The organism is Polaromonas jejuensis NBRC 106434 (assembly GCF_001598235.1).
Taxonomy (GTDB): domain Bacteria; phylum Pseudomonadota; class Gammaproteobacteria; order Burkholderiales; family Burkholderiaceae_C; genus Polaromonas; species Polaromonas jejuensis.
Genome location: NZ_BCYO01000017.1, coordinates 24,116 through 47,047 on the forward strand (window position 1 = coordinate 24,116; position 22,932 = coordinate 47,047).

The 22,932-nt window shown below is 65.2% G+C and carries 19 protein-coding genes; 9 read left to right on the forward strand and 10 right to left on the reverse strand.

The genetic code is table 11. The features are described from left to right. Nucleotides 1–13 precede the first annotated feature (13 nt). The 6 genes from PJE01S_RS17255 (at nt 14) to PJE01S_RS17280 (ending at nt 5,534) form a co-directional block, all read left to right on the forward strand. Entirely contained in the window at nt 14–1,471 is a 1,458-nt protein-coding gene (locus tag PJE01S_RS17255; RefSeq protein ID WP_068834879.1) for an MFS transporter, read from the forward strand. Between the two features lie 7 nt (nt 1,472–1,478). Continuing rightward, nucleotides 1,479–2,159 carry an aspartate/glutamate racemase family protein gene (locus tag PJE01S_RS17260; RefSeq protein ID WP_068834945.1) on the forward strand — a complete coding sequence of 227 codons (681 nt, stop codon included), beginning with the start codon at nt 1,479–1,481 and terminating at the stop codon, nt 2,157–2,159. A 154-nt stretch (nt 2,160–2,313) separates the two neighbouring features. Next, nucleotides 2,314–3,729: an amidase gene (locus PJE01S_RS17265; RefSeq protein WP_068834880.1), complete on the forward strand. Its 1,416-nt coding sequence runs from the start codon at nt 2,314–2,316 to the stop codon at nt 3,727–3,729. Nucleotides 3,730–3,766: 37 nt separating this feature from the next. After that, nucleotides 3,767–4,537, forward strand: coding sequence for a fumarylacetoacetate hydrolase family protein (locus tag PJE01S_RS17270; protein WP_068834881.1), 771 nt, complete (start codon nt 3,767–3,769; stop codon nt 4,535–4,537). A gap of 157 nt (nt 4,538–4,694) precedes the next feature. Beyond that, the gene (locus PJE01S_RS17275) at nt 4,695–5,132 is read left to right on the forward strand and encodes a DUF3717 domain-containing protein (RefSeq protein WP_068834882.1); all 438 of its coding nucleotides are present in this window, start codon (nt 4,695–4,697) and stop codon (nt 5,130–5,132) included. A gap of 87 nt (nt 5,133–5,219) precedes the next feature. Beyond that, nucleotides 5,220–5,534 carry a putative signal transducing protein gene (locus PJE01S_RS17280; protein ID WP_068834883.1) on the forward strand — a complete coding sequence of 105 codons (315 nt, stop codon included), beginning with the start codon at nt 5,220–5,222 and terminating at the stop codon, nt 5,532–5,534. 35 nt (nt 5,535–5,569) lie between these two features. Here the strand turns inward: PJE01S_RS17280 and purB are convergent, their stop codons facing one another. Next, entirely contained in the window at nt 5,570–6,949 is a 1,380-nt protein-coding gene (gene purB, locus PJE01S_RS17285) for an adenylosuccinate lyase (RefSeq protein ID WP_068834946.1), read from the reverse strand. A 162-nt stretch (nt 6,950–7,111) separates the two neighbouring features. Between purB and PJE01S_RS17290 the strand changes: the two genes are divergently transcribed. Continuing rightward, on the forward strand, nt 7,112–7,726 hold the full coding sequence (locus PJE01S_RS17290; RefSeq protein ID WP_068834884.1) for a glutathione S-transferase N-terminal domain-containing protein: 615 nt from the start codon (nt 7,112–7,114) through the stop codon (nt 7,724–7,726). 459 nt (nt 7,727–8,185) lie between these two features. On the opposite strand, the gene PJE01S_RS17300 is transcribed toward PJE01S_RS17290, so the two are convergent. Beyond that, entirely contained in the window at nt 8,186–8,794 is a 609-nt protein-coding gene (locus PJE01S_RS17300) for a glutathione peroxidase (protein WP_068834886.1), read from the reverse strand. 374 nt (nt 8,795–9,168) lie between these two features. On the opposite strand from PJE01S_RS17300, the gene PJE01S_RS17305 reads away from it, so the two are divergent. Together PJE01S_RS17305 and rfaE2 are read left to right on the forward strand one after the other, a co-directional pair. Then, entirely contained in the window at nt 9,169–10,038 is an 870-nt protein-coding gene (locus PJE01S_RS17305; protein WP_068834887.1) for a ferritin family protein, read from the forward strand. Next, a complete protein-coding gene (gene rfaE2 / locus PJE01S_RS17310; protein WP_068834888.1) occupies nt 10,035–10,520 on the forward strand; it encodes a D-glycero-beta-D-manno-heptose 1-phosphate adenylyltransferase in 486 nt (161 codons plus the stop codon). Before PJE01S_RS17305 ends, rfaE2 begins: the two co-directional genes overlap by 4 nt. 61 nt (nt 10,521–10,581) lie before the next feature. On the opposite strand, the gene PJE01S_RS17315 is transcribed toward rfaE2, so the two are convergent. The 8 genes from PJE01S_RS17315 to glnE form a co-directional block, all read right to left on the reverse strand. Next, nucleotides 10,582–11,826: a beta-ketoacyl-[acyl-carrier-protein] synthase family protein gene (locus PJE01S_RS17315; protein WP_068834889.1), complete on the reverse strand. Its 1,245-nt coding sequence runs from the start codon at nt 11,824–11,826 to the stop codon at nt 10,582–10,584. 29 nt (nt 11,827–11,855) lie between these two features. Further along, the gene (locus PJE01S_RS17320) at nt 11,856–12,095 is read right to left on the reverse strand and encodes an acyl carrier protein (RefSeq protein WP_084389612.1); all 240 of its coding nucleotides are present in this window, start codon (nt 12,093–12,095) and stop codon (nt 11,856–11,858) included. A gap of 114 nt (nt 12,096–12,209) precedes the next feature. Beyond that, complete coding sequence (locus PJE01S_RS17325; RefSeq protein WP_068834891.1) at nt 12,210–13,256, reverse strand: SDR family oxidoreductase; 1,047 nt, start codon at nt 13,254–13,256, stop codon at nt 12,210–12,212. A 159-nt stretch (nt 13,257–13,415) separates the two neighbouring features. Continuing rightward, nucleotides 13,416–16,526 carry an efflux RND transporter permease subunit gene (locus PJE01S_RS17330; RefSeq protein WP_068834892.1) on the reverse strand — a complete coding sequence of 1,037 codons (3,111 nt, stop codon included), beginning with the start codon at nt 16,524–16,526 and terminating at the stop codon, nt 13,416–13,418. Between the two features lie 14 nt (nt 16,527–16,540). Continuing rightward, nucleotides 16,541–17,713, reverse strand: a complete 1,173-nt coding sequence (locus tag PJE01S_RS17335) for an efflux RND transporter periplasmic adaptor subunit (protein WP_068834893.1) — start codon at nt 17,711–17,713, stop codon at nt 16,541–16,543. A gap of 50 nt (nt 17,714–17,763) precedes the next feature. Continuing rightward, nucleotides 17,764–19,293 (reverse strand): efflux transporter outer membrane subunit, encoded by a 1,530-nt coding sequence (locus PJE01S_RS17340; protein ID WP_068834894.1) that lies wholly within the window; start codon nt 19,291–19,293, stop codon nt 17,764–17,766. After that, nucleotides 19,280–20,041 carry a CerR family C-terminal domain-containing protein gene (locus PJE01S_RS17345; protein ID WP_068834895.1) on the reverse strand — a complete coding sequence of 254 codons (762 nt, stop codon included), beginning with the start codon at nt 20,039–20,041 and terminating at the stop codon, nt 19,280–19,282. Before PJE01S_RS17345 ends, PJE01S_RS17340 begins: the two co-directional genes overlap by 14 nt. 56 nt (nt 20,042–20,097) lie before the next feature. Next, a complete protein-coding gene (gene glnE / locus PJE01S_RS17350; RefSeq protein WP_068834896.1) occupies nt 20,098–22,860 on the reverse strand; it encodes a bifunctional [glutamate--ammonia ligase]-adenylyl-L-tyrosine phosphorylase/[glutamate--ammonia-ligase] adenylyltransferase in 2,763 nt (920 codons plus the stop codon). Nucleotides 22,861–22,932 lie beyond the last annotated feature (72 nt).

The window sequence follows — 22,932 nt, forward strand, 5'->3', positions numbered from 1 at the left end:
ACAGGAGACAACCATGGGTGCAGAAATGACGACTCAAACGTCGAAATCCCCGCAACAGCATGAGCTTGACCGGGCGATGGACGATATCGGCGTAACGGCTTCTCATAAAAAAATCATCTTCATGATCATGCTAGGTGTGATGTTCGATGTATTCGAACAGAACGCCGTGGGATTGATAGGACCCATGTTGCGCGAGCAATGGGGCATTTCGATAGCACAAGTAGGTTTCCTCAATACCCTGACCTTCAGTGCCGCCGCGCTCGGGCGCATCGCCTCGGGCTATATCGCCGACCGATACGGCCGGCGCACGATGCTGAGCGCCAACTTGCTGCTGTTCACCTTGGGCGCGATCATTTGCGCCCTTGCACCGAATTACACGGTATTGGCAGCGGGCCGGTTTATTGTTGGCATAGGCCTGGGCGGGGAGATTTCCATTGCCGTCACGATGCTGGCCGAACTGTGCTCTACCCGCTTTCGCGGTACCGCGGTGGGCCTGGTCAGCGTGGGGAGCGGCGGGATTGGCAATATGCTGGCGCCGGCCTTCGGTTTAGCGGTATTTGCCATGTTCCCGGGACCGGACAGCTGGCGCTGGCTGTTCGGCTGCCTGGTCGTGCCGGTCATCTTCGTGGTGTTCTACCGGCGTTTTATTCCAGAGACTCCGCGTTTCCTGTTATCGAAAGGCAAAGTCGATGAAGCTAACCGCGTGTTGTCTATCCTGGCTTCGGGACGACTGGGGAAACTGGAGGGTCAACCAAGGACCTATGTCAAGGCCTGGTCGCAAGACGATACTGCGCACAAGAAAATGAGTTTTCTGGAGAGCGTGCGCGCGCTGTTTTCGGGACGGTTGAAACGCCGCACGATCGCTCTCGGCGTTGCGGTTTCGATGACCTACGGCGCCCAGATTTCAGTGCTGACGCTGATGCCCACCATCCTGATCGCTCAGGGCTACACCATCTCCAAGAGTTTGCTCTTTACGATGGTGATGCAAAGCGGCAGCCTGTTCGGTGCGCTGGCAGCTTCCTATTGCGGCTATCACTTCCCGCGCAAGCGCGTGCTGACCCTCGGTGCGGGATTGGCCTGCGCAGCCGGATTGTGCTTTGCTTTCCTCACCTCCAACGTGGCGCTGGTGCTGTTGTTCGGGGCGTCCTTCACATTCTGTGTGGTGCTCCTCAATACCTCGATCTGGATTTTTGCGCCGGAGCAATATCCGACCCATGTGCGCGCCTTCGGCACGTCCATGATCCTGGCGCTGGGCACACTGGCGGGTGCATTGACGCCGCTGCTCAGTGGCCAGGTGTTCCAGTCTTACGGGATTGGCGGCATGTTCACCCTGCTGGCCGGGATGTATGGGGTGTTTGCGCTGAGCGTGCAATTTGCACCGGAAACTTTCGGCCGCCCCATGGGTGACACTGCGGACAATGAGCAAACAGATGCCGCGGTGAGCGATGCCGCCGCTGCAAGACCGGTTTGAGGCCTGCATGAAGCCCATCTTGCTGGTCAACCCCAACACCTCCGTGCTCACCACGCAGATGATGGTTGATATCGCTCGTGCTTGCCTGGCCAGCTGGCCGGGCGGCGCGCCGGAGATCCGCGGTTTAACGATGCCGCATGGTGTGCCGATGATTATTGAAGAGGCAGACCTGCAGGCCGCCGCGCATGCCGTTGGTGAACTGGCCTTGACGCAAACGGAATTGGCGGCGGATGAGGTCTGTGGCGTCATCGTCGCGGCCTTTGGCGATCCCGGTGTGGCGTTGCTCAGGCAACGGCTGGCCGTGCCCGTCGTGGGTATCGGCGAAGCCGCAATGCGTGAGGCGGCGCAGCATGGGCGCCGGTTTGGTATCGCGACCACCACGCCATCCATGTCAGCCTCGATCGAGGCCAATGTGCGGCACCATGGGCTAGCGGCTGCTTTTAGCGGCGTGCGTTTCACGAGTGGTGACCCGCAGGCGCTCGGCCAGCAGCCGGCGGCGCTGCAAGCGGCGCTGGCGGATGCGGTAGCGGCCTGCATAGAGATCGACCACGCCCAGGCTGTGGTGATAGGCGGCGGACCGCTAGGTCAGGCTGCGCAAGCCTTGAGCACTCGCTTCGACGTTCCCGTGATTGGTCCAGTGCCGGCAGCCTGCCGCAGCCTTTTGCGCAAGCTTGCCGGCATCCGGTGATTGACTGATTCCAACCAAGTCTTTGTACAGAATATCGAACCATGAATACATTCAATGATGGTCGCCATGATGGTCATGGTCCTGTTCACGCTGCGACGGATGAGGATGCCGCAACGCGTGACCTGGCTGCCGGCCCGCAGCTGAAGGCATGCCAATGACAGCGAACGACGTCTCCCAAGCGTGGCAGTTGTCTGCCAGCGAACTGCAACGTCGCTACCGGGCGGGCTCGCTGACCCCGCGAGCCGTGGTTGAGAGTTGCCTGGCCCGGCTCGAGGCCGTCAATCCGACACTCAACGCGGTCGTGGCGCGCCGCGATGCCGCCGTCCTCGACGAAGCGAGCGCCGCCGGCGCCCGCTTCGCCGCCGGCCGGCCGCTGTCCCCGCTCGATGGCATTCCACTGAGCATCAAGGACAACCTGCTGACTTGTGACCTGCCAACCACCTGGGGTTCGCCGGCGCTGCGCGAGCACCGCGCGGCGTGCGACGAGTTGCCGGTGGCTCGCCTGCGGGCGGCCGGAGCGCTGATCCTCGGCAAGACCAATGTGCCGGAGTTCACGCTGGAGGGCTACACCAGCAACCGCCTGTTCGGCACCACGCGCAACCCCTGGAACCCGGCGCTGACGCCGGGCGGCTCCAGCGGCGGCGCGGTCGCCGGCGTGGCCGCCGGCATCGCGCCGCTGGCCCTGGGCACCGACGGTGGCGGCTCCATCCGCCGGCCCGCCTCGCACTGCGGTGTGGTCGGTCTCAAGCCCTCGATAGGCGCGTTGGCGCGCGGCCAGGGCCTGCCCTCGCTGCTGCTCGACTTCGAGGTGGTCGGGCCGATGGCGCGTACCGTGGCCGACGTGAAGCTGCTGTTCGACGCATTGCGCGGCCCCCGTGTCACCGACAGGCACTCGCTGGCGGCCGAGGCGGCGCGCGCTCCCCGGCGCGGCGCCGGCCCGCTGCGCATCCTGTACGTGCCGACGCTGGACGGTGCGCCGGTGGACCCGGAGATCGCCGCGAATTGCGCGTGGGCGGCCCGGCGCCTGGCGGATCTCGGCCACACGGTGACCGAGGGCGCGATGCCGCTGGACCTCGCCTTCATGGCCACGGCCTGGCCGGTGGTCGGCCAGGTCGGCCTGGCCCATCTCTTCGAGACCCACCCGGCCTGGCGCGAGGGCGCATCGGCCAAATACCTGGAGATGGCGCAGCAGGGCGCGGCCCAGCCGGCGGCGCGCCTGTGGGAGATCCTGGAAACCGTGGCGCAGCTGCGCAGCGACTGCGCGCGCCTGTTTAGTGACATCGACGTCCTCGTGACGCCAGCCGCCGCCGCCTTGCCCTGGCCGGCGGAAGAAGCCTTTCCGTCCGTCATTGCCGGCCAGACTGTGGGGCCGCGCGGCCATGCGGTGTTCACCGCCTGGGTCAATGCGGCCGGCCTGCCGGCGCTGGCCGTGCCGGCCCAGCCTTCTTCGTCCGGTTTGCCCATAGGCGTGCAGATAATCGGCGCTTACGGCGCAGACGATATGCTGCTGGAATTGGGGGCGGCCTACGAGGCGGCGGCCCCCTGGGCCGACCGCTGGCCACCGCTGTGACGGCCTTCCCACCACTTTGTACCAAGGAGCCTCCTGCATGTCTGACCCCTGCGTCACCACCGTCGTCAATGCGCTGCTGCGCGCACGCCATGAGCATCGCCTCGCCGAGGCGAGCGAATTTTCCGAAACACTGACCAGCGCAGAACAGGCTTATGCGGTGCAGGCCGGCGTGGCCGAGGCCCTGCAGTGGTACGGCGCCGAGGGGCCCATGCACTGGAAGTCGGGTGGCGCCTCGCGCCAGGCGACGCTGACGCATGCGCCCCTGCCGCCGGCCGGTGTCTGGAACAGCCCGGCCACCGCCGGCGCGTTTGCCTTCGGCATGCGCGGCATCGAGGCCGAGGTCGCCCTGCGCCTGGGCGAGGCGGTCGATGCGGGTCGGGCGGCCACGCTGGACGAAACCAGCGCCTCGGCGCTGATAGAGGCCATGGCGGTGTCCATAGAAGTCGTCGATTCGCGCTGGACCGGCGGCATGTCGGCGCCGGCGCTGCTGCGCCTGGCCGATCTGCAGACGCACGGCGCGTTGGTGCTGGGCCCGTGGGTGCCCTGGGCGCCGCGCGATTGGGCCAAGCAGGTCTGCCGCGTGTTCATTGGCGAGCAGCCGGTGGTCCAGCGCCAAGGCACCCATTCGCTGGACAATCCGGTCTGGGGCGTTGGTGAATGGCTGCGCCACGCGACGCGCGGCGGCCGCACCGTGGCCGCCGGCACGGTCCTGACCACGGGCACCTGGGTGGGCGTTTTGCATGCCAGGGCCGGAGACCGGGTGATTGCCGAATTTGACGGCATCGGTGTTGCGCAAGTCCAGCTGTAGCGCGTGGCCGGGCGGGCGTTGCCTGGGTTGCCAGAGCCCTTCCGGCAGCCACGGCTTTGCGGTGGGGCGGCGAGCGGCGCGGGCGTCTGGCCGATAATGAACAGCCCGGCCTTGCGGCGCCTTTCATGGCGCGGACCAGCACTAATACCTCTTCTCCATGCCCGGCATCCACATCACCGATATCGAAGCGGCCATCAACTACTGGCGCGAGAAAAAACCGTCGTCCGACGGCGTGACGCTCGCGCCCGAGCTGCGCGTGCTGGCCGAGGTCTATGCGCTGATGGTTTTCTACCATGAGGACGAGGCCGACGAGCGGAGCTTTCCGCCCCAGGCCATGGCGGCCTGGCGCAGCTGGTACGACACCCAGGCCGATACCCCCTGCATCGCGATCTGCTCGACCAGCCAGGGCGATGACATGTGCAAGGGCTGTGGCCGCACTTTTGAAGAAGTCCAGCGCTGGCCGGAGATGACGCCCGCCGAGAAGCGCAGCACCTGGCGGCGCATCACGCAGGAGGATACGGCCTGGCGCTTTGGCCGCTACGCCGACCGGGCGCTCGAGAACAAGGCCCCGGCCGCGCCACCTGACGCATCCTGAAAAATACCAGTCATTTCGGCCTTTAGCCCTTAAGGGGCGGGTGCAGGCAGCTATTGATTTGGGAGCGAATCGGACTACACTGATGCCATGCTCCGACTGACCCGCGCACCCAATATTGCGATGGCCGCGCTGTGGGCCGACGCCCTGCAGCAGGCCGGCATCGCGGCCAGCGTGCAGCGTTACTTTTTGGGCGCTATCGCCGGCGAACTGCCGCCCGACCAGTGCCTGCCCGAGGTCTGGCTCACGCATGACGAGGACGAGGCCCGCGCACAGGCCTTGTTGCACGCGTTGCAAAACCGGCCGCAGCGGCGCTGGCTGTGTGCTTGTGGCGAAATCGTAGAAGGTGGGTTTGAGCAGTGCTGGCACTGTGGAGCGGATATGCCACCGCAGGCCCAAACATGACGCGGGCCCCATGTCAGCCCGCGCCCAAGTGCTTTTTAGACCCGCTTGGCCAGTTCGGCCGCCATGCCGACATAGTTGGCCGGCGTCATGGCCAGCAGACGCTCTTTTTCAGTTTCGGGAATCTCCAGCGAACGGATCAGGCCGTGCAGGTCTTCGGCCTGGACGGTTTTGCCGCGGGTGACTTCCTTGAGCTTTTCATACGCGCCCTGCACGCCGTAACGCCGCATCACCGTCTGGATCGGTTCGGCCAGCACTTCCCATGAGGCGTTCAGGTCATCGGCCAGCGCCTCGCGGTTGAGTTCGAGCTTGTTCAGCCCGATGCTCAGCGAGTTGTAGGCCAGCACCGCGTAACCCAGCGCCACGCCCATGTTGCGCAGCACGGTCGAGTCGGTCAGGTCGCGCTGCCAGCGGCTGATCGGCAGCTTCTCGCTCAGGTGCCTGAGCAGGGCGTTGGCCAGGCCCAGGTTGCCTTCGGCGTTTTCAAAGTCAATCGGGTTGACCTTGTGCGGCATGGTGGACGAGCCGATCTCGCCGTCCTTGAGGCGCTGCTTGAAGTAGCCCACGCTGACATAGCCCCAGACATCGCGGGCGAAGTCGATCAGGATGGTGTTGGTGCGCGCCACGGCGTCGAACAGCTCGGCCATGTAGTCGTGCGGCTCGATCTGTATGCTGTAGGGCTGGAAGGTCAGGCCCAGGCCCAGCGGCTCGGGGGTTTCGATGACCTTCTTGCTGAAGGCTTCCCAGTCAAACTCGGGCCAGGCCGACAGGTGGGCGTTGTAGTTGCCCACGGCGCCATTCATTTTGGCCATCAGCTGGATGCCGGCAATTTTCTCGCGCGCATTGACCAGGCGCACCATCACGTTGGCGATCTCCTTGCCCACGGTGGTAGGGCTGGCGGTCTGTCCGTGGGTGCGGCTGAGCATGGGCTCGTCGGCATAGGCGTGGGCCATCTTGCGCAGCAGTGCAATCACCTTGTCGAGCGCCGGCAGCAGCACCAGTTCGCGGCTGCTTTTGAGCTGCAGCGCATGGCTGGTATTGTTGATGTCTTCGCTGGTGCAGGCGAAGTGCACGAATTCGCTGGCGTGCTGCAGCTCGGGGCGGGCTTCAAACTTGGACTTGATCCAGTACTCCACGGCTTTCACGTCGTGGTTGGTGGTCTTTTCAATCTCCTTGATGGCGACCGCATCGGCCTCGGAGAAGTTTTTGACGAGGTTCAGCAGGTAGGTACGGGCACCGGGGCTCAGTGGATTGAACTCGGCGAACTTGGCGTCAGACAGGGCGATAAACCAGGCAATTTCCACCTGAACCCGGCGGTGCATATAGCCTTGCTCGGACATCAGGGGACGAAGTTGACTCAGTTTGCTGGCGTAGCGGCCGTCCAGCGGGGACAGCGCATTGATGGTGGAAAAGCTCATGCGCCAATTGTAGGCCGGGCGCCCGATGGCGGGGGGCCGCATGGCCTGCCGCCTGCGGCGGGGCCAAAATCGTGCAAATTCGCACGCCTTGGGCTTTCATCGGCCGTCACTGCGGGCATACTCGATAGAATCCTCTTCCCCCGGACTACGATCTCACCCACTATGAAACTCATCGGCTCTGCCACCAGCCCCTATGTGCGCAAAGTACGCATTGTGATGGCTGAGAAAAAACTCGATTACCAGCTGGTGCTGGAGGATGTCTGGGCCGCCGATACCCATATCAACGCTTCCAATCCGCTGGGCAAGGTGCCCTGCCTGGTCATGGAGGGCGGCGAAGCCGTGTTTGACTCCCGTGTGATCGTCGAATACCTGGACACCCTGTCCCCCGTGGGCCGGCTCATTCCCGTGCAGGGCCGCGAGCGCGCCGAGGTCAAGACCTGGGAGGCGCTGGCCGATGGCGTGCTGGACGCCGCCATTCTGGCGCGGCTGGAGGCCACCTGGTCGGGCCGCGGCGCCGGCGAGCGCAGCCAGGCCTGGATAGAGCGGCAAACGGGCAAGATGGCCACCGCCCTCAAGGCCATGAGCGCGGGGCTGGCCGACAAGGCTTTTTGCAGCGGCATTCATTTCAGCCTGTCGGATGTGGCGGTCGGTTGCGCGCTGGGCTACCTGGATTTGCGTTTTCCGCAGATCAACTGGCGCGAAAGCCATCCCAACCTCGCCAGGCTGCAGGAAAAACTGGTTCAGCGCCCCAGCTTTGCTGACACGCAGCCCGGCTGATATTTCTGTAAAAGATGTATCCAGCCCAATCAGAATGGGCGCAAGCAGCTATTAAAAATGTAGCGGGTGGGCGCGCGACGCAAGACGGCGGCTTTTCGGCCGGCGCCTCACGCATGTGGCTGAAAATGCCGCGTACTCCGGCTTGGCCGTTCAGGGCGGTGCCCAGCAGCCAGCCCGGAAATACCTTAAGCAATCATTGCAAGGCGCAGGGGCGCCGCCCTCATGCGGACACCCGGAAGATAAAAATGCTGCGAAGCGCCCCGGCGCGAACGAGGGAGGGAGGGAGGAGGAGGAGCGCCCCGGGATTGCATTCGAACCGAAACGGTTCAAAAGGCTTCGCAACAATGAAACTGTTTTTGACTGCGCCGTTCATGTGAAAAAACCGCGCTGATTTCAATATAGAGGACCTGCTGCCGCGGTAGTTCCCAGCGTCCCCGGGCTTGGCCAGGTAAATTTTTGTTAATGCGGCCATTTGCTGGCCAGCTGCCTTTCAATCTCGCCGACAAACTGGCGGCTGGCGGGGTCGGTCATGGAGTTGAAGCTGGTGACGCTGACGCCATCGCGCGCTATCACGTATTTGTAGAAGTTCCAGCGCGGTGCGGTGCCGGTCTGGGCGGCCAGTTGCTTGAACAGGGGACTGGCGTCTTGACCTCGCACACTGGTTTTGGTGAACATCGGAAATTTCACGCCGAAGGTGTTTTCGCAGAAATCGGCAATCTCCTTGTTGCTGCCGGTTTCCTGCGAAAAGTCGTTGGAAGGAAAGCCCAGCACCACCAGGCCGCGGTCCTTGTATTTGGCATAAAGCGCTTCCAGGCCCTCATATTGCGGCGTGAAGCCGCAAAAACTGGCGGTATTGACCACGACCACCACCTTGCCGCTGTACTGGCAAAGAGACTGCGGTTTCTCATCCTGCAACCGCAGGAATGTCTGTTGCAGGAGGCCGGTACAGGCCGCCGCCGGGGCCACGGGCGCAACAGGCGTTGCTGCCCCGACGCCCGCCGTGCACAGCGCGGCGCCCAGGATGGCGAGGGTGATCGCGCGCAAGGGTCTGGCGGCAGGAAGGGGCATGGCTGGACTCGCTGGCTGGTGCCGGATGCGATTCATGGTGGATTCATTCTGACGCGTTTGCGCCTGCAACGCAGGCCGCCCCAAAAGTCGGGTTGAAGCGATGGTCTTTGGGCCGGCGCCCGGCCCTGCCGCCGGATTCAGCTTTGGCCTGCGGGTTGGAAGTCCGCGCTGAGGGGAGGCAGAAAGTTTCTGGAAACACCCGCCGGTTGGCAAATGCCCCGGCATTCAGGCCGAAATCCATGGGATAAGTTGGCAAAAGCCCCGCAAGTCACCACTTGTCACATTCGCCGCCTAAAATCAGGGGAGTACCCAGGATGAACCGGCAGGACATCCGAGGCAGATTTCCCTGCGTACCCGCTTGCCAAGGAGTTCCCATGCTTTACCCCGAACTGTTCAAACAACTGGAATCCGTCCGCTGGGACATGGACAAGGACATCCCCTGGGCCAGTTTTGACGCATCCAAACTCACCGACGAACAGGCCCAAACCATCAAGATGAACGCCATCACCGAGTGGTCGGCCCTGCCGGCGACCGAGATGTTTTTGCGTGACAACAAGGACGATAGCGATTTTTCGGCCTTCATGTCGATCTGGTTTTTCGAGGAGCAAAAGCATTCGCTGGTGCTCATGGAATACCTCAAGCGCTTCAGGCCTGACCTGGCGCCCACGGAAGAAGAGCTGCATGAGGTGCGCTTTGAGTTCGAGCCGGCGCCCGCGCTGGAAACCCTGATGCTGCATTTCTGTGGCGAGATCCGCCTGAACCACTGGTACCGCCGTGCCAGCGAATGGCATACCGAGCCGGTCATCAAGCAGATTTACACCCAGCTCAGCCAGGACGAGGCGCGCCATGGCGGCGCCTACCTGCGCTACATGAAGCGCGCCATCAACAACTTCGGCAACGAAGCCAGGACGGCCTTCACCAAGGTGGGGGTGCTCATGGCCAGTGCCCGCCGCACAGCGCAGGCCCTGCATCCGACCAACCTGCATGTGAACAAGAACCTGTTCCCGCGCGACACCATCCAGAGCCGCCTGCCCAACCCCGAATGGCTGGAGCACTGGCTGGACACCCAGATCAAGTTTGATGCCGTGTGGGAGGGCAAGGTCGTCGACCGCATCCTGCATAACTTGAGCCTGCTGATGAACCAGAGCTTCAAGAGCGTCCAGGAACTCAATCGCTTCCGCAAGGGAATCGGCAAGGAGCTGGCCGCCGTCATCGCGCCTGACAGCAAACCGCTGGCCGCGTGAGCAAGCCGGTTTTTTTCGACAAAATCGTGGCGCGCGAGGAGGCGCCGGCCCGGGTGGCGGCGCTTGCCAGGCCGGTGGTCTTCACCAATGGCGTGTTCGATGTGCTGCACCGCGGCCACGCCACTTACCTGGCCCGGGCACGCGAGCTGGGCGGCAGCCTGGTATTGGCGCTCAACACGGACGCTTCGGCCAGGCGGCTGGGCAAAGGGCCTGACCGCCCGCTCAACAATGAAGAGGACCGGGCCGTCCTGATGGCGGCGCTGGAGTCCGTGAGTCTGGTGACCTGGTTTGACGAGAATACGCCACTGGAACTGATCGCCGAACTCAAGCCCGACATCCTGGTGAAGGGCGGCGACTATGACATGGAAAAGCTGGCCGAAACGGCCGTTGTGAAAGCCTATGGCGGCCAGGCCCTGGCCATTCCGTTTGTCGAGGGCTATTCCACCACGGCGCTGGTGAAAAAAATCCGGTCCGCCAACTGACGGAGTTTTTTGCCGGCTGTCCCACGATCCGGCCGCGAGCGACCATGGGTCGTCAGGGCGTTCAGGCCGCTTTGGCGATCAGCACGGCGTTGGAGCCGCCAAACGCGAACGAATTGGACATGATCACGCGCAAGCCCGGGCAATCCCGTGCCACCAGGGGGATGTAGTCGAGATCGCAACGTGGATCCGGGTGTTCGAGGAAGGCGGTCGGTGGCAGCTGTCCGGCCCGCAAGGCCATCACACTGGCGATGAATTCCATGGCGCCCGCCGCGCCCATGGCGTGCCCATGCCCCCCTTTGCTGGAGCTGACGGGCAAGCGGCTGGCGGCATTCTGAAAGGCCAGCTTGATGGCGTTGGTTTCCACCACATCACCGACCTCGGTGGCGGTGCCATGGGCGTTGAGGTAACCGATGTCGGAGGCATTCAGCTCCGCATCGGCGAGCGCCAGCGTCATGGCGCGAGCTTGCCCTTGCGGCTCGGGCTGTGTCAGGTGATGGGCGTCGGTGGTCGAGGCATAGCCCGAGAGTTCAGCCAGGATGTTGGCACCGCGACGTTGGGCGCTTTCCCATTCTTCCAGCACCAGCATGGCTGCACCCTCGGCCAGGACCAGGCCGGTGCGGTCAAGGGAAAACGGACGGCATGAGGTTTCGGCGCCATCGGCATGCGGTTTGGCCAGGGTGTGCATGGCTTGCCAGGCCTTGATGGTGCCGCGGTTCAGCAGCGCTTCCGCGCCGCCTGCCAGCATGGCATCGGCATAGCCGTGCCGGATCTGGCGAAAGGCTTCCCCGATGGAGGTAGCCGAGGAAGCGCAGGCATTGGACACGGTGCTGCTCGGCCCCTTGAGGCCGAATTCCATCGACACATGGGCGGCAATGGCATTGTTCATGGCCAGCACAACCGTCATGGGGCGCAGGCGCGCGACTTTTTGCTCCAGCAAGGCGGTGTAGGCCACGTCGGTGGAGCTGGCACCGCCGCTGCCGGTCCCCATGGAAACGCCAAACCGCTCCGGCGCTAGGCGGCTAGGCCAGGCGGTCGCGTCGCTCAGTCCGGCCTGGGCCATGGCCTCACGGCCCGCGACCAGCGCAAACTGGCTGACCCGGTCCATGGTCAGCAGACGGGCGCGTGGAAAGTGAGGGTCGGGATCGAAGTCAACCGCCCCCGCCAGCACGCTTTCGGTGCCGGTTGGAAAGGGGATGTCTATGAACCGGATGCCCGAGCGGGACGAGAGCAGCGACTCAAAGAATACGGGGGTGCCGGTTCCAATGGCGGAAACAACGCCAAGACCGGTGATGGCAACGCGACGCATGGCAGTCTTGACCAGCCCCGTCCTGGGGCTCAGGCGCCTGGCTTGCCCGCTGGCAACAGGGGCTCAATCAGCTGGACCATTTCACCCAGGGTGCGCGGCGGATTCGCCTGATCGGGAATCTGGATGCCGAACTTGTCTTCGATCTGGAACAGGAATTCAATGACCGCCAGGGAGTCGAGTCCCAGGCTCTCCAGCGTGGCATCCGGCAGCAGTTTGTCCTCGCTGATGCCAAAGGTCTCGGCAAAAAGATTGATCAAATCAGAATTCATTACCCAACCAGTAAATGTGTAAGCAATTTGTATTGTCCCTCATCGATACGACAACTACCAGTGGCCGGGATCGACGGGGGCATTCTACAAAGTGATGGCCTTGTTTTTTCTGCCTCAGGGCGTGTACATCTGCCGGACGGCATCCGACAGGCTGAAGCTTCCCAGCAGCTCGCCCAGGTAGCTGCTGGGCGCCGGCGCCATGGCCGCCGCACCGATTTCGGCCCGCAGGCGGGCATTGCTGAACACCGCGTCGGCGGTCAGGAAGGGCAGGTAGGGCTGCAGGGCTTCGTACATCCAGCGCTGGCGGGCGAATTGGGGCGTGGGCACATAGTCGCGGCCGCGCATCACCATCTTGCCGATGCCGGGCATGCTTGTTTTCAGCTCATCGGCCAGCGCCTTGAAGGTCATGGAGTCTTCCCCGGTCGACACATGGTAGCAGTCATGCGTCAGGTCGGCCTTGAGCAGCATTTCGGCAAACGCGCCGGCGATGAAGTCCACCGGTGCAAAGTCGAGCTTGGCCATCGGGTCAAGCGGCACATCGCCCAGCTCGGCCATCACCGGAATCGCCCACAGCATGTTGCGCGACAGCTTGGCGTCGTCAATGCCGCGGGCCAGCACGATGCCGGGTCGCAGGCTGACAAAGGGGCTGCCGGCGGCGCGCAACAGCGTCTCGGCGTCGCGCTTGGAGCGGATGTAGTCGTTGGCATAGCCGGCAAACGGCTGGTCTTCGGTGATCACGCCGCGCGGCTCGGTGGTCACGGCCGCCGTTCCCACGAAAAAGCCGCGCTGCGAGGGCTTGAGGTTTTTGAGGATGCCGGAAAACTGCTCGGCGGCCTTGATATTGATGGGGTAGACGCCCGCACCAGGCTTGAAGGAGGTGCTGGCCGCGGAGTGCAGGACCACGTCTGCCGATTGCAGCACTTCGGTGCTCAGGCCGAAGTTGGGCTCGATCACATCGCCGGCTTGCGCCGACACCATCTCGGCAAATTCAGGCTTCCACAAAACGCTTTTTTGCAGACGTTCGAGAAGGCGCTGGCGGGCCTGGTCGGCATCCGGGGCACGCACCACAGCGGTGCTATAGACGCCGCGCCCGGCCAGAAGAAGCATCAACTCGCCGCCAATCAGGCCGGTTGCGCCCGAAAGCAGTACGCGTTTTGACATGTTAAGAAATGTAAAGCCAAGCTTGTAAGTATAAGCCAGCCGGCTTTCGGGGCCAATAGAAACCCGCGCGGAGCGGGCGGCTAAATCACCAAAATTGCACGGCGAGGCTGCTTTTTACAGGTCAACACGACAAAACCGGTGCCAGGGCCGGCTGGCGGGCTATTGCCCGGCTTGGCCCTGGGGGTTTCTGGCGCCCTGCCGGCGTCCGCGCAAGCGCCCCGCCAGGCGCCTGATCCCGTGTTCCAGGTCGTCGATGTAGGTAAACACCGCGGGCACCACCAGCAGGCTGAGCACGGTGGAGGTGATCAGCCCGCCTATGACCGCGATCGACATGGGTGAGCGAAAGCTGGGATCGGCGGCGCCCAGGCCCAGGGCAATCGGCAACATGCCTGCGCCCATGGCCAGGGTGGTCATGATGATGGGCCGGGCGCGCTTGTGGCAGGCGTCGAGCAGGGCGTCCCGGCGTGACAGCTGGTGCTCGCGCCGCGCCACGATGGCATATTCAACCAGCAGGATGGAGTTCTTCGTGGCGATGCCCATCAGCATGATGAGGCCGATCAGCGAGGGCATGGAAAAGGCTTTCTGCGCCATCAGCAGGCCGACAAAGGCGCCGCCCAATGACAAAGGTAAAGCGGCAAGAATCGTCACCGGGTGCAGGAAATCCTTGAACAGCAGCACCAGCACGATGTAGATGCACAGCACGCCGGTCAGCATGGCCAGGCCAAAACTGGCAAACAGCTCGCCCATGACTTCGGCGTCACCGACCTCCACCACCTTGACGCCGGCCGGCAGGTCTTTGATGGCCGGAAGCTTTTTCACCGCTTCGGTGACATCGCCGAGTGCCCGTCCCGAAAGCTCGATCTCAAACTTGACGTTGCGCGAGCGGTCGTAGCGGTCGATGATGGCCGGGCCGCCCGTCACTTCCAGGGTGGCGACCTGCCCCAGCATTACCGGGCCGACACCCGGCTTGACGCTGGGCACCGCCAGGCGCTCCAGCACGCTGAGGTCTTTGCGTGCGGCGTCGTCGAGCTTGACGACAATCGGCACCTGCCGCTCGGGCAGGTTCAGTTTGGGCAGCGATTCCTCGTAGTCGCCGACGGTGGCAATGCGCAGCGTCTCGCCCATGGCCGCACTGGTCACGCCCAGATCGGCGGCGCGGGCGAAATCGGGACGGACTGCGATTTCCGGCCGCACCAGGCTGGCGCTGGACGAGATGTTGCCCAGGCCCGGAATGGTCCGCAGGTCTTTTTCAACCGCCAGCGCGGCGGTTTGCAGCGCGTTGGGATCTTCGGCGGTCAGCATCAGGATATAGGCCTCTCCCGAGCCGCCCAGTCCGACTTTGCTGCGCACCCCCGGCAGGGCTTCGAGCGCGGCCCGCATCTTGTTTTCAATGCCCTGCTTGCGCGGGCGGGCGCTGCGTTCGGCCAGCAGCACCGTCAGGGTGGCCTTGCGGGTTTCCGCTGCGCCCTGCATGGCGAACGGGTCACTCCCGGCCGAGCCACCGCCAATGGTGGTGTAGACGCTTTTGACATGCGCCACCTGGCTCACCAGCAGGCGCGCCTGTTCTGCCGAGGCTTTGGTTTGCGCCAGCGTGGCGCCGGGCGGCAACTCCAGGTAGACCTGGGTTTGCGAGTTGTCGTCGGGCGGAATGAAGCCGGTGGGCAGCAGCGGAATCAGCATCACCGAGCCGAAGAAAAAGACGGTGGCGAAGGCCATGGTCGTTGCGCGGTGCTGCATGCACCAGGTGGCCGCGCGCAGGTAGAGCTTCATCCAGCGAGGCTCCGAATGCTGGCCCACGATGGGCTTGAGAATGTAGGCCGCCATCATGGGCGTCAACACCCGGGCCACGACCAGCGAGGCGAAGACGGCGAGCGAGGCGGTCCAGCCGAACTGCTTGAAGAACTTTCCGGCCACGCCGCTCATGAAGGCGGTGGGCAAGAAGACGGCAATCAGCGTGAAAGTCGTGGCCACCACAGCGAGGCCGATTTCATCGGCCGCTTCCATCGCCGCTTCGTAAGGCGTTTTGCCCATGCGCAGGTGGCGCACGATGTTCTCCACCTCCACGATCGCGTCATCCACCAGGATGCCGATCACCAGGGACAGTGCCAGCAGCGTGATGACGTTGATGGAAAAGCCCAGCAGGTGCATGCCGATAAACGCCGGGATCACCGACAGCGGCAGCGCCACGGCCGACACGAAGGTCGCGCGCCAGTCGCGCAGGAACAGCCACACCACCAGCACCGCCAGCATGCCGCCTTCGTACAGCAGGTTCATGGAGCCGTCGTACTCTTCCTGCACCGGCTGCACAAAATTGAAGGCTTCGGTGAGTTCCACGTCGGGGTATTGCTGCTTGAGTTCGGCCAGCGCCTTTCGCACCGCCGCGCCCACCGCGACTTCGCTTTCGCCGCGGCTGCGCGATACCTCGAAGCCCACCACCGGCTTGCCGTCGAGCAAGGCGGCGGCGCGCGGCTCGGCCGTGGTGTCGCTGACAGTGGCCACCTCATCGAGCCGGATGCGCCGGCCATCGCTGAGGGCCAGCTCCAGCCGGCCCAGCTCCTCGGCGGACTTGACGGTCGCCATCGTGCGCATGGGTTGCTCGCTGCCGCCCAGATCGGCGCGGCCGCCCGCGCTTTCCGTCTGGACCTGGCGCAGCTGGCGCGAGATGTCGGCCGCGGTGGCGCCCAAAGCCTGCAGGCGCGAGGGGTCCAGCGCCACGCGTACCTCACGCGACACGCCGCCTACGCGATTGACGGCGCCCACGCCACGCACGGCCAGAAGCTTGCGCGAAATATCGTTATCGACAAACCAGGACAGCGCCTCTTGGTCCATGCGTGGTGAGCGGATGGTGAAGGCCAGCACGGGCTGGTTAGCCAGGTCCATCTTGGTGACGACCGGGTCGCGCACATCGCCCGGCAATTCGCCGCGCACTTTGGCCACGGCGGCGCGCACGTCATCCACGGCTTCCTGCACCGGTTTTTCGAGCCGGAACTCGGCGGTGATGCTGACGCCGCCATCCTGCACCTTGGTGTAGAGGTGCTTGAGGCCCTGTAGGGTGGCCATCGAGTTTTCCAGCTTGCGCGCCACTTCGCTCTCAAGCTGGGCCGGTGCCGCGCCGGGCAGCGAGGCCGACACCGACACCGTGGGCAGATCGATGTCGGGAAAATTCTGCACCTTCATCGCTTTGAACGACAGCATGCCCGCAAAGCTCAGCAGCACAAACAGCATGACGGCAGGGATCGGATTCTTGATAGCCCAGGCGGAGACATTCATGAGGAGATTGCTCCTTAATTGGTAGCTATCTGCGCTGAACTGGCGGGGGCTGCAGGCTGATTTGATGTTGAGGCATCGTTCACCCGCACCAGATCACCGTCGTTCAGAAAGCCGGCACCGCTCACAATGACCCGTGTGTCGGCGGCCAGGCCGGCGGTGATCTCGACCCGGTCACCGACCCGCCGGCCGGTCTGCACCTTGAGCTGGCTGATGCGCTGGTCGGCATTCAGCCGGAACACATAGCTGAAGCCGTCGCGCAGCACCAGCGCGGGTTGCGGAACCGTCAGCGCGGCCGTCGTTCCCAGCTCAAATTCGCCCCGGGCAAACATGCCGGCCTTGGCCGGCGACGCCATGCCGGCAGAGCCAGGCAGGTCCACATAGACCAGGCCGGCGCGGGTTTGCGGGTCCACGCTGGGGGCGACCATGCGCACCCGGCCCCTGAGTTCGGCGCCGCTGGCGGCCGTCACCGTGACCGGTGTGCCGGGCTGGATGCGGCCCAGCTCGGCCGAGGTGACTTCGGCGCGCCACTCCAGGCGTCCGCCGCGAATCATGCGAAACAGCTCCGTGCCGGCGCCCACCACCGCGCCCAGGGTGGCGCTGCGCGCGGAAATCACGCCGCTGTCGGGGGCCAGCACCCGGGTCTGGCGGCCGCGCAGCTGCTGCGCGGCGAGCACGGCCTGGGCCGCTTCGACGCGGGCCTTGGCGGTTTGTTCGGCCGTGTTGTACTGGTTGATCTGCTGCGCGCTCAGGGCGCCCGAGCGCTCCAGCGTGCGTGCGCGCGCCGCGTTGTCGGCGGCATCCAGCGCATTGGCCTGGGCTTCCAGGAGGCTGGCGCGCGCCTGCGCGGTGTCGGCCTGCACGCTGCCTTCGTAAAACACGGCCAGCACCTGCCCGGCCTTGACCTTGTCACCCACGTTGACCCGCACCTCGATCAGGCGCAGGCCGTTGGATTCGGAGCCGATGATGGCTTCCTGCCAGGCCGTGATGCTGCCATTGGCGCTGAGCTTGACAGGAAGACTGAGCGGCTGCGGCAGCGCCGTGGTCACCGTCAGGGCCGGCTTGGCGGCCCCTGCCCCGGATGCAGGGGCGGCCCCGGATTTTGAAGAAAAAATGGCTACTGCGCCCGCAGACAGGGCGATGGCAGCTATCAAAACAAGAGCTAGCGGCTTGCGCTTGAAGTTTTCCATGAGAGGTGATCCGTCGGTCGTGTGGGCAGTGGCAAGGCGGGGCGCCGCCCTCAGGGGGCGGTGAGCAGGGCGGGTGTGATCGGGGCAGAAACATCGCTGGTCATGGGCGGTGGCGGCGGGCTGGCCGCGGTCCAGCCACCGCCCAGCGCCCGGTATAGGGCCACCCAGGCGCTGCGGCGTTCGCGCTGCAGGTTCACGACGGCGCTCTGCGCCGCCAGCAGGGTGCGCCGCACGTCTTCGAGTTCCACCAGGCTGATTAGGCCGCTGGCGTAACGGGCCTGGGTTGCGGTGAAGGATGCAAGGTAGCCCTCGGCGGCGACCATGGCGTCCTGGTTGCGTTCCGCGGTGCTTTGCAGGTTGACGAGGGCTTCTTCCACCTCCCGGACGGCCTGGCGCACGCTGCCGCGGTACTGGGCCGCCGCGTTCTCGTACCGCGCCTTGGCGGCTTCCACGTTGGCTTCGCTCGCACCGCCATCAAACAGCGGAATGGTCAGTTGCAGCGGCCCCACCGACCAGGTGTCAAAGCGCTGCGAAAAATGACCCGTTTTCGATTCGGCGGTGGCGATGGAGCCGCTGAGGTTCAGGCGCGGGTAGCGTTCCGCGCGCGCGCTGCCTACCTCCAGGTGGGCAGCATCCACCTCGCGCGCCGCGTTGAAAATATCGGGCCGTTGGGCCAGCACCTCGGCCGGCACGCTGACCACGGGCGCCGGGGATTCCTGCGCCAGGTCGGCGGGCGCCTGGGCCAGTTTTTGCCGCAAGTCGGTCTCTGCCATGGCGGTCAGCGCCACCAGCGCCTTGACATCGAGATCGCACAGCGTGCGTTGCTGGATGGCGTTGCCCCGGCCTTCTGCCGCGCTGGCACGCGCCAGTGCGGCGGTGGCGGGCGCCTGAAAGCCAGCCTGGGTGCTGAGTTCTGCCAGGCGCGAGGTTTCCTCCCGGGACGCGGCATCGGCGCGCGCGACAGCCAGCAGTTTTTCACAGGCCCGCAGGCTGTAGTACTGATTGGCCACCTCGGCGGCGACCGACACCCGCGCAGCGTGCCACAGCGCCTGGGAGCCTTCCAGCCGCTGCTGGTCGGCATCGCGGCTGGCGGCGTACTGGCCGAACAGGTCGATTTCCCACGACGACTGCAAGCCCGCCTCGCGGGTCGTGGTGATCGGGGAGATGGTCCGGCTCACGGGTGGCGGGCGGCTGCGGGTGACGCTGCCGACAGCGTCCAGGGTGGGCAGCATGGCCGCGCCGGAGGCCACACGGGACGCGCGCGCCTGCTCGATGTTGGACAGCGCCGACACGATGGACGGGCTGGCGGCCTCGGCGGCCATGATCAACTCCACGAGCAAGGGGTCATTCTGCTGCTGCCACCACTGCGCCAGGCTGGCCAGGCTGCCGCGGTGCGGCAATGCCGCCGTGGTGCCTGCCGCCGGCAAGGGAGCCTGCCACGCGGGCGGAATGGCGACGGCGACAGGGGCAAACGGGGCTTCGACCGCACAGCCCGCCAGCCATAAAGCCCCCAAGGGCCAGAGGCGGAGCCACAGGTTCAGCCGGCGGGAAGGCTGCGGTTGGCGCTCAGACCTTTTCATGGCTTGCAGTCCTCATGCGTACAGGGCTGGCCGCAGAACGGTGGGTGGGTGCGGTACTTCGCCGGGCCGCTTCGACAGCGACCATGGCCTCTGCGTAGCCCACCAGGCTGCCGGCCCACCGGGCTATGGCTTCGGGCGTTCCGAACAGCTGCGGCCGTATCACCTCCACCACGTCGCGGCTGATGAACAGCTGGACGGCCAGCCCGGTGATGGAAAAGGCCAGCCGGTGCACATCGTCATCGGCCTCGGCAAGCGCCAGATGGCGGCACAGCACGGCCACCAGCGCGGCATGCGCGGGCTTCAGGCCGTTGTCGACCTCTTCCGCCCAGAGGCCGGTGGGCTCCAGCATTTCGCGAAAGTGCAGCCGGGTGCACAGCTGCACCAGCTCACCCTGGCGCATCGGTTCGAGGAAACCCGCGAAGAAGCCTTGCAGCGACTGGCGCAGCGTGAAATGGGGCTGGTTGTAGAGCGCGATATCGTCGCGCGCGCTGCCTATGGGCTCGGTAAACACCGCCCGGTACAGCCCGGCCTTGTCGCCGAAGTAATAGCTGATGGCGGCGACGTTGGCGCCGGCCGCCTGCGCGATCTCGCGGGTCGAGGTTTTGGCAAAGCCTTTTTCAGAGAACAGCCTGAGCGCCGCGTGCAGCAACTGCGCCCGCGCTTCCACGCCATCTGCGCGCTGCTTTCGGCTCGCGCCCTGGGGGCCCGCAAAGCGCAAGGGGGTTTTGGGGCGTCTGGAGGCATTCATGTGCTGGATTAAAGCACATGAGTCAAACGATTGATTGAACTAAGAGCCGCTCACAATCAGCTGCCTGACGGGAAGGCGGCGGCCCACAGCTGCTGGATGGCGGTGCACTCGGCCAGGAGCGCCGGTGGCGTGACCTGGGTCGGCTCCTCGTTGAGGCGGGCATGGTGCTGCACGCGCCGCAGTTCGCGGTAGGCAGCGGCGGCCTGCCGGCCAATGCCCGCGGGCAGCAGGCCGGCGGTTTCCGCGCGCTGCAGCAGGGCGATGTTGCCCACGTTGTCGATCAGCTCCCGGTGCCGTGCCGATTGTGAAAGCACCAGGAACTGCACCGCAAACTCGGCATCCACCATGCCGCCGGTGCTGTGCTTGATGTCAAATTTGCCGCCTTTGACGGGATGGGCGCCGCGCACCTTTTCGCGCATGGCCACAATTTCATGGCGCAGCGCCGCCGCCTCGCGCGGCGCGGTGACGACGGCCTCGCGCACCAGGTCAAAGCGCTGGCGCAGCGATTCATCGCCGAGCACGAAGCGGGCGCGCGTCATGGCCTGGTGCTCCCAGGTCCAGGCGGTGTTGCTGCCGCGTTGCTGCTGGTAGCGTGTGTAGGCCTCAAAGCTGGTCACCAGCAGGCCTGAATTGCCGTTGGGCCGCAAGGCGGTGTCGATCTCGAACAGGTCGCCCTCGCCGGTCTTGACGGTCAGCCAGTTGATCAGCTTGCGCACAAAGGCCGCATAGACTTCGGGGGCGCGCTCGTCCTCGTCTTCGTAGACAAACACGATGTCCAGGTCGCTGCCGTAGCCGAGCTCCATGCCGCCCAGCTTGCCGTAGGCAATGATGGCGAACTGGGGCGTGTCGCGGTGCCGGTTTTTCAGGCGCTGCCAGCACCAGTCGGTGGTGATGCGCAGCACGGCTTCGGCCAGCGCGCTCAAATCGTCGGCCACCTGCTCGACGCTGAGCACCCCTTCCACATCCCGGGCCAGCGTGCGGAACACCTCGGCATGGTGGGCGCGGCGCAGCAGGTTCAGGCAGGTTTCCTCGTCGTCCTCGCCGGTGCGCCGGAGCGCGGCCAGCCGCTGCTGCAACTCCCTGGCGAAAGCCAGGGGGTCAAAGCGTTCATGCAGCAGTTCGTCGCTGGCCAGTTCGTCAATCAGGCCGGGGTGCTGGAGCAGGTAGCGCGCCGGCCACCTGGCCGCACCCAGCAGGCGCAGCAGGCGTTGGTGCACGGCCGGGCGCTCCTGCAGCAGGGCCAGGTAATTTTCCCGCCTGAGCAGGGGCTCAATCCAGTCGATCAGCCGAACGGCGGCTTCTTCCGTGACGCTGCCTTCCTGCAGCCACTGCGCCGTGCGCTGCAGCAGCCGCATCAGGCGGGTGCGCGAGTCCTCGCGCAGGGCCAGTACCCGAGGGTGCTGGCGCCACGGCGCCAGCCGGGCGCGAAACTGTTCCGGCCACTGCTCCGACAGCTGGTCGAGCAGCTCATCGAGCTGTTGAGGCGGCGCGCCGGCAACCTTGCCACAGCGCTTGCAGTCGGCGCTGCCGCCCAGCAGGCGGTCAAACTCGCCGGCGACCAGCTCGCGGTGCGCGTCCAGTTCGCTGAGAAGCGCGCCGCAGCTGCTGTAGCCCAGGGTTTGCGCAATCCAGCCCAGGTCATCGTCGCGGGTCGGCAGGACATGGGTTTGCTGGTCATCCAGGTACTGGATGCGGTGTTCCACCTTGCGCAAAAAGTCGTAGGCCCGCGCCATGGCGTCGGCGGTATCCTGGGGCATCAGCCCGGCATGGGCGAGGCGCTGCAGGGCGTCAACGGTCGGGCGGGTGCGCAGTTCGGGGAACCGGCCGCCGCGCACCACCTGCAGCAGTTGCACGGTGAATTCGATCTCGCGAATGCCGCCGCGCGACATCTTCACATCGTTGGCGCGCTCGGGATGGCCGGCGCAGCGCTTGGCCGCATGGTCGCGAATCTGGCGGTGCAGCACGCGCAGCGCATCAAACACGTTGTAGTCCAGGTAGCGCCTGAAGACGAAGGGCAGCACGGAGCCGCGCAAGGCCTGTGCCGAGCCGCTGCGTATGCAGGCCAGGGGCGCCACCACGCGGCTCTTCAGCCAGGCAAAGCGTTCCCATTCGCGCCCCTGGTCCTGGAAATACTCTTCCAGCGCGCTGAGCGAAATGGCGGCCGGCCCGGAGTTGCCGTTGGGCCGCAGGGCCAGGTCGACGCGGAACACGAAGCCATGCTCGGTGGCATCGCCGATCAGGTTGAAAACCGCCTTGACCTGGTGCGCAAAGTATTCGTGGTTGGAGATCTGGCCGCGGCCATCGCTGCGGCCCGCCGTCTCGCCGTCGTGGTCATAGACGTAAATCAGGTCGATGTCGCTGGAGACATTGAGTTCCCGCGCCCCGAGCTTGCCCATGCCCACCACCCACATCTGGGCGCGCGCCCCGCCGGGTGCCTGCGGCGCACCATAGATCGCGTCCAGCGCCTCGCCGGAATTTTGCATGGCCACATCTAGGGCCAGTTCGGCCAGCTCGGTCATGGCCCGGGTCACCACAACGAGCGGCGCCTGATGTTCGCAGGCGCCGTCGCAATCGAGCACCACCAGCCGCTCCATCACCAGCTGGCGCAGCACGCGCAGCGCCGAGCCGGTGTCCAGGCCGCTCGCCAGAAGCGCCTCCAGAGTGGTTTGCATGGTCGCACGCAGCGGCGCGCCGGCAGGCAGCAGCGGCATCTGTTCCGCGTAGCGACGGCGAATGCGCAGAACAAACCGGGAATAGGCCGAGGCGGCCGACTGGGAGGAAGGCGGGGGGTTGGGACAGGCGGTGGAGGCGACGGTCATCACACTACTTCACAAATCATCGTGGTTTTGCGCCGGGCGGGCTGCGCCGTCGGCGGTCATAATTCTCATGTC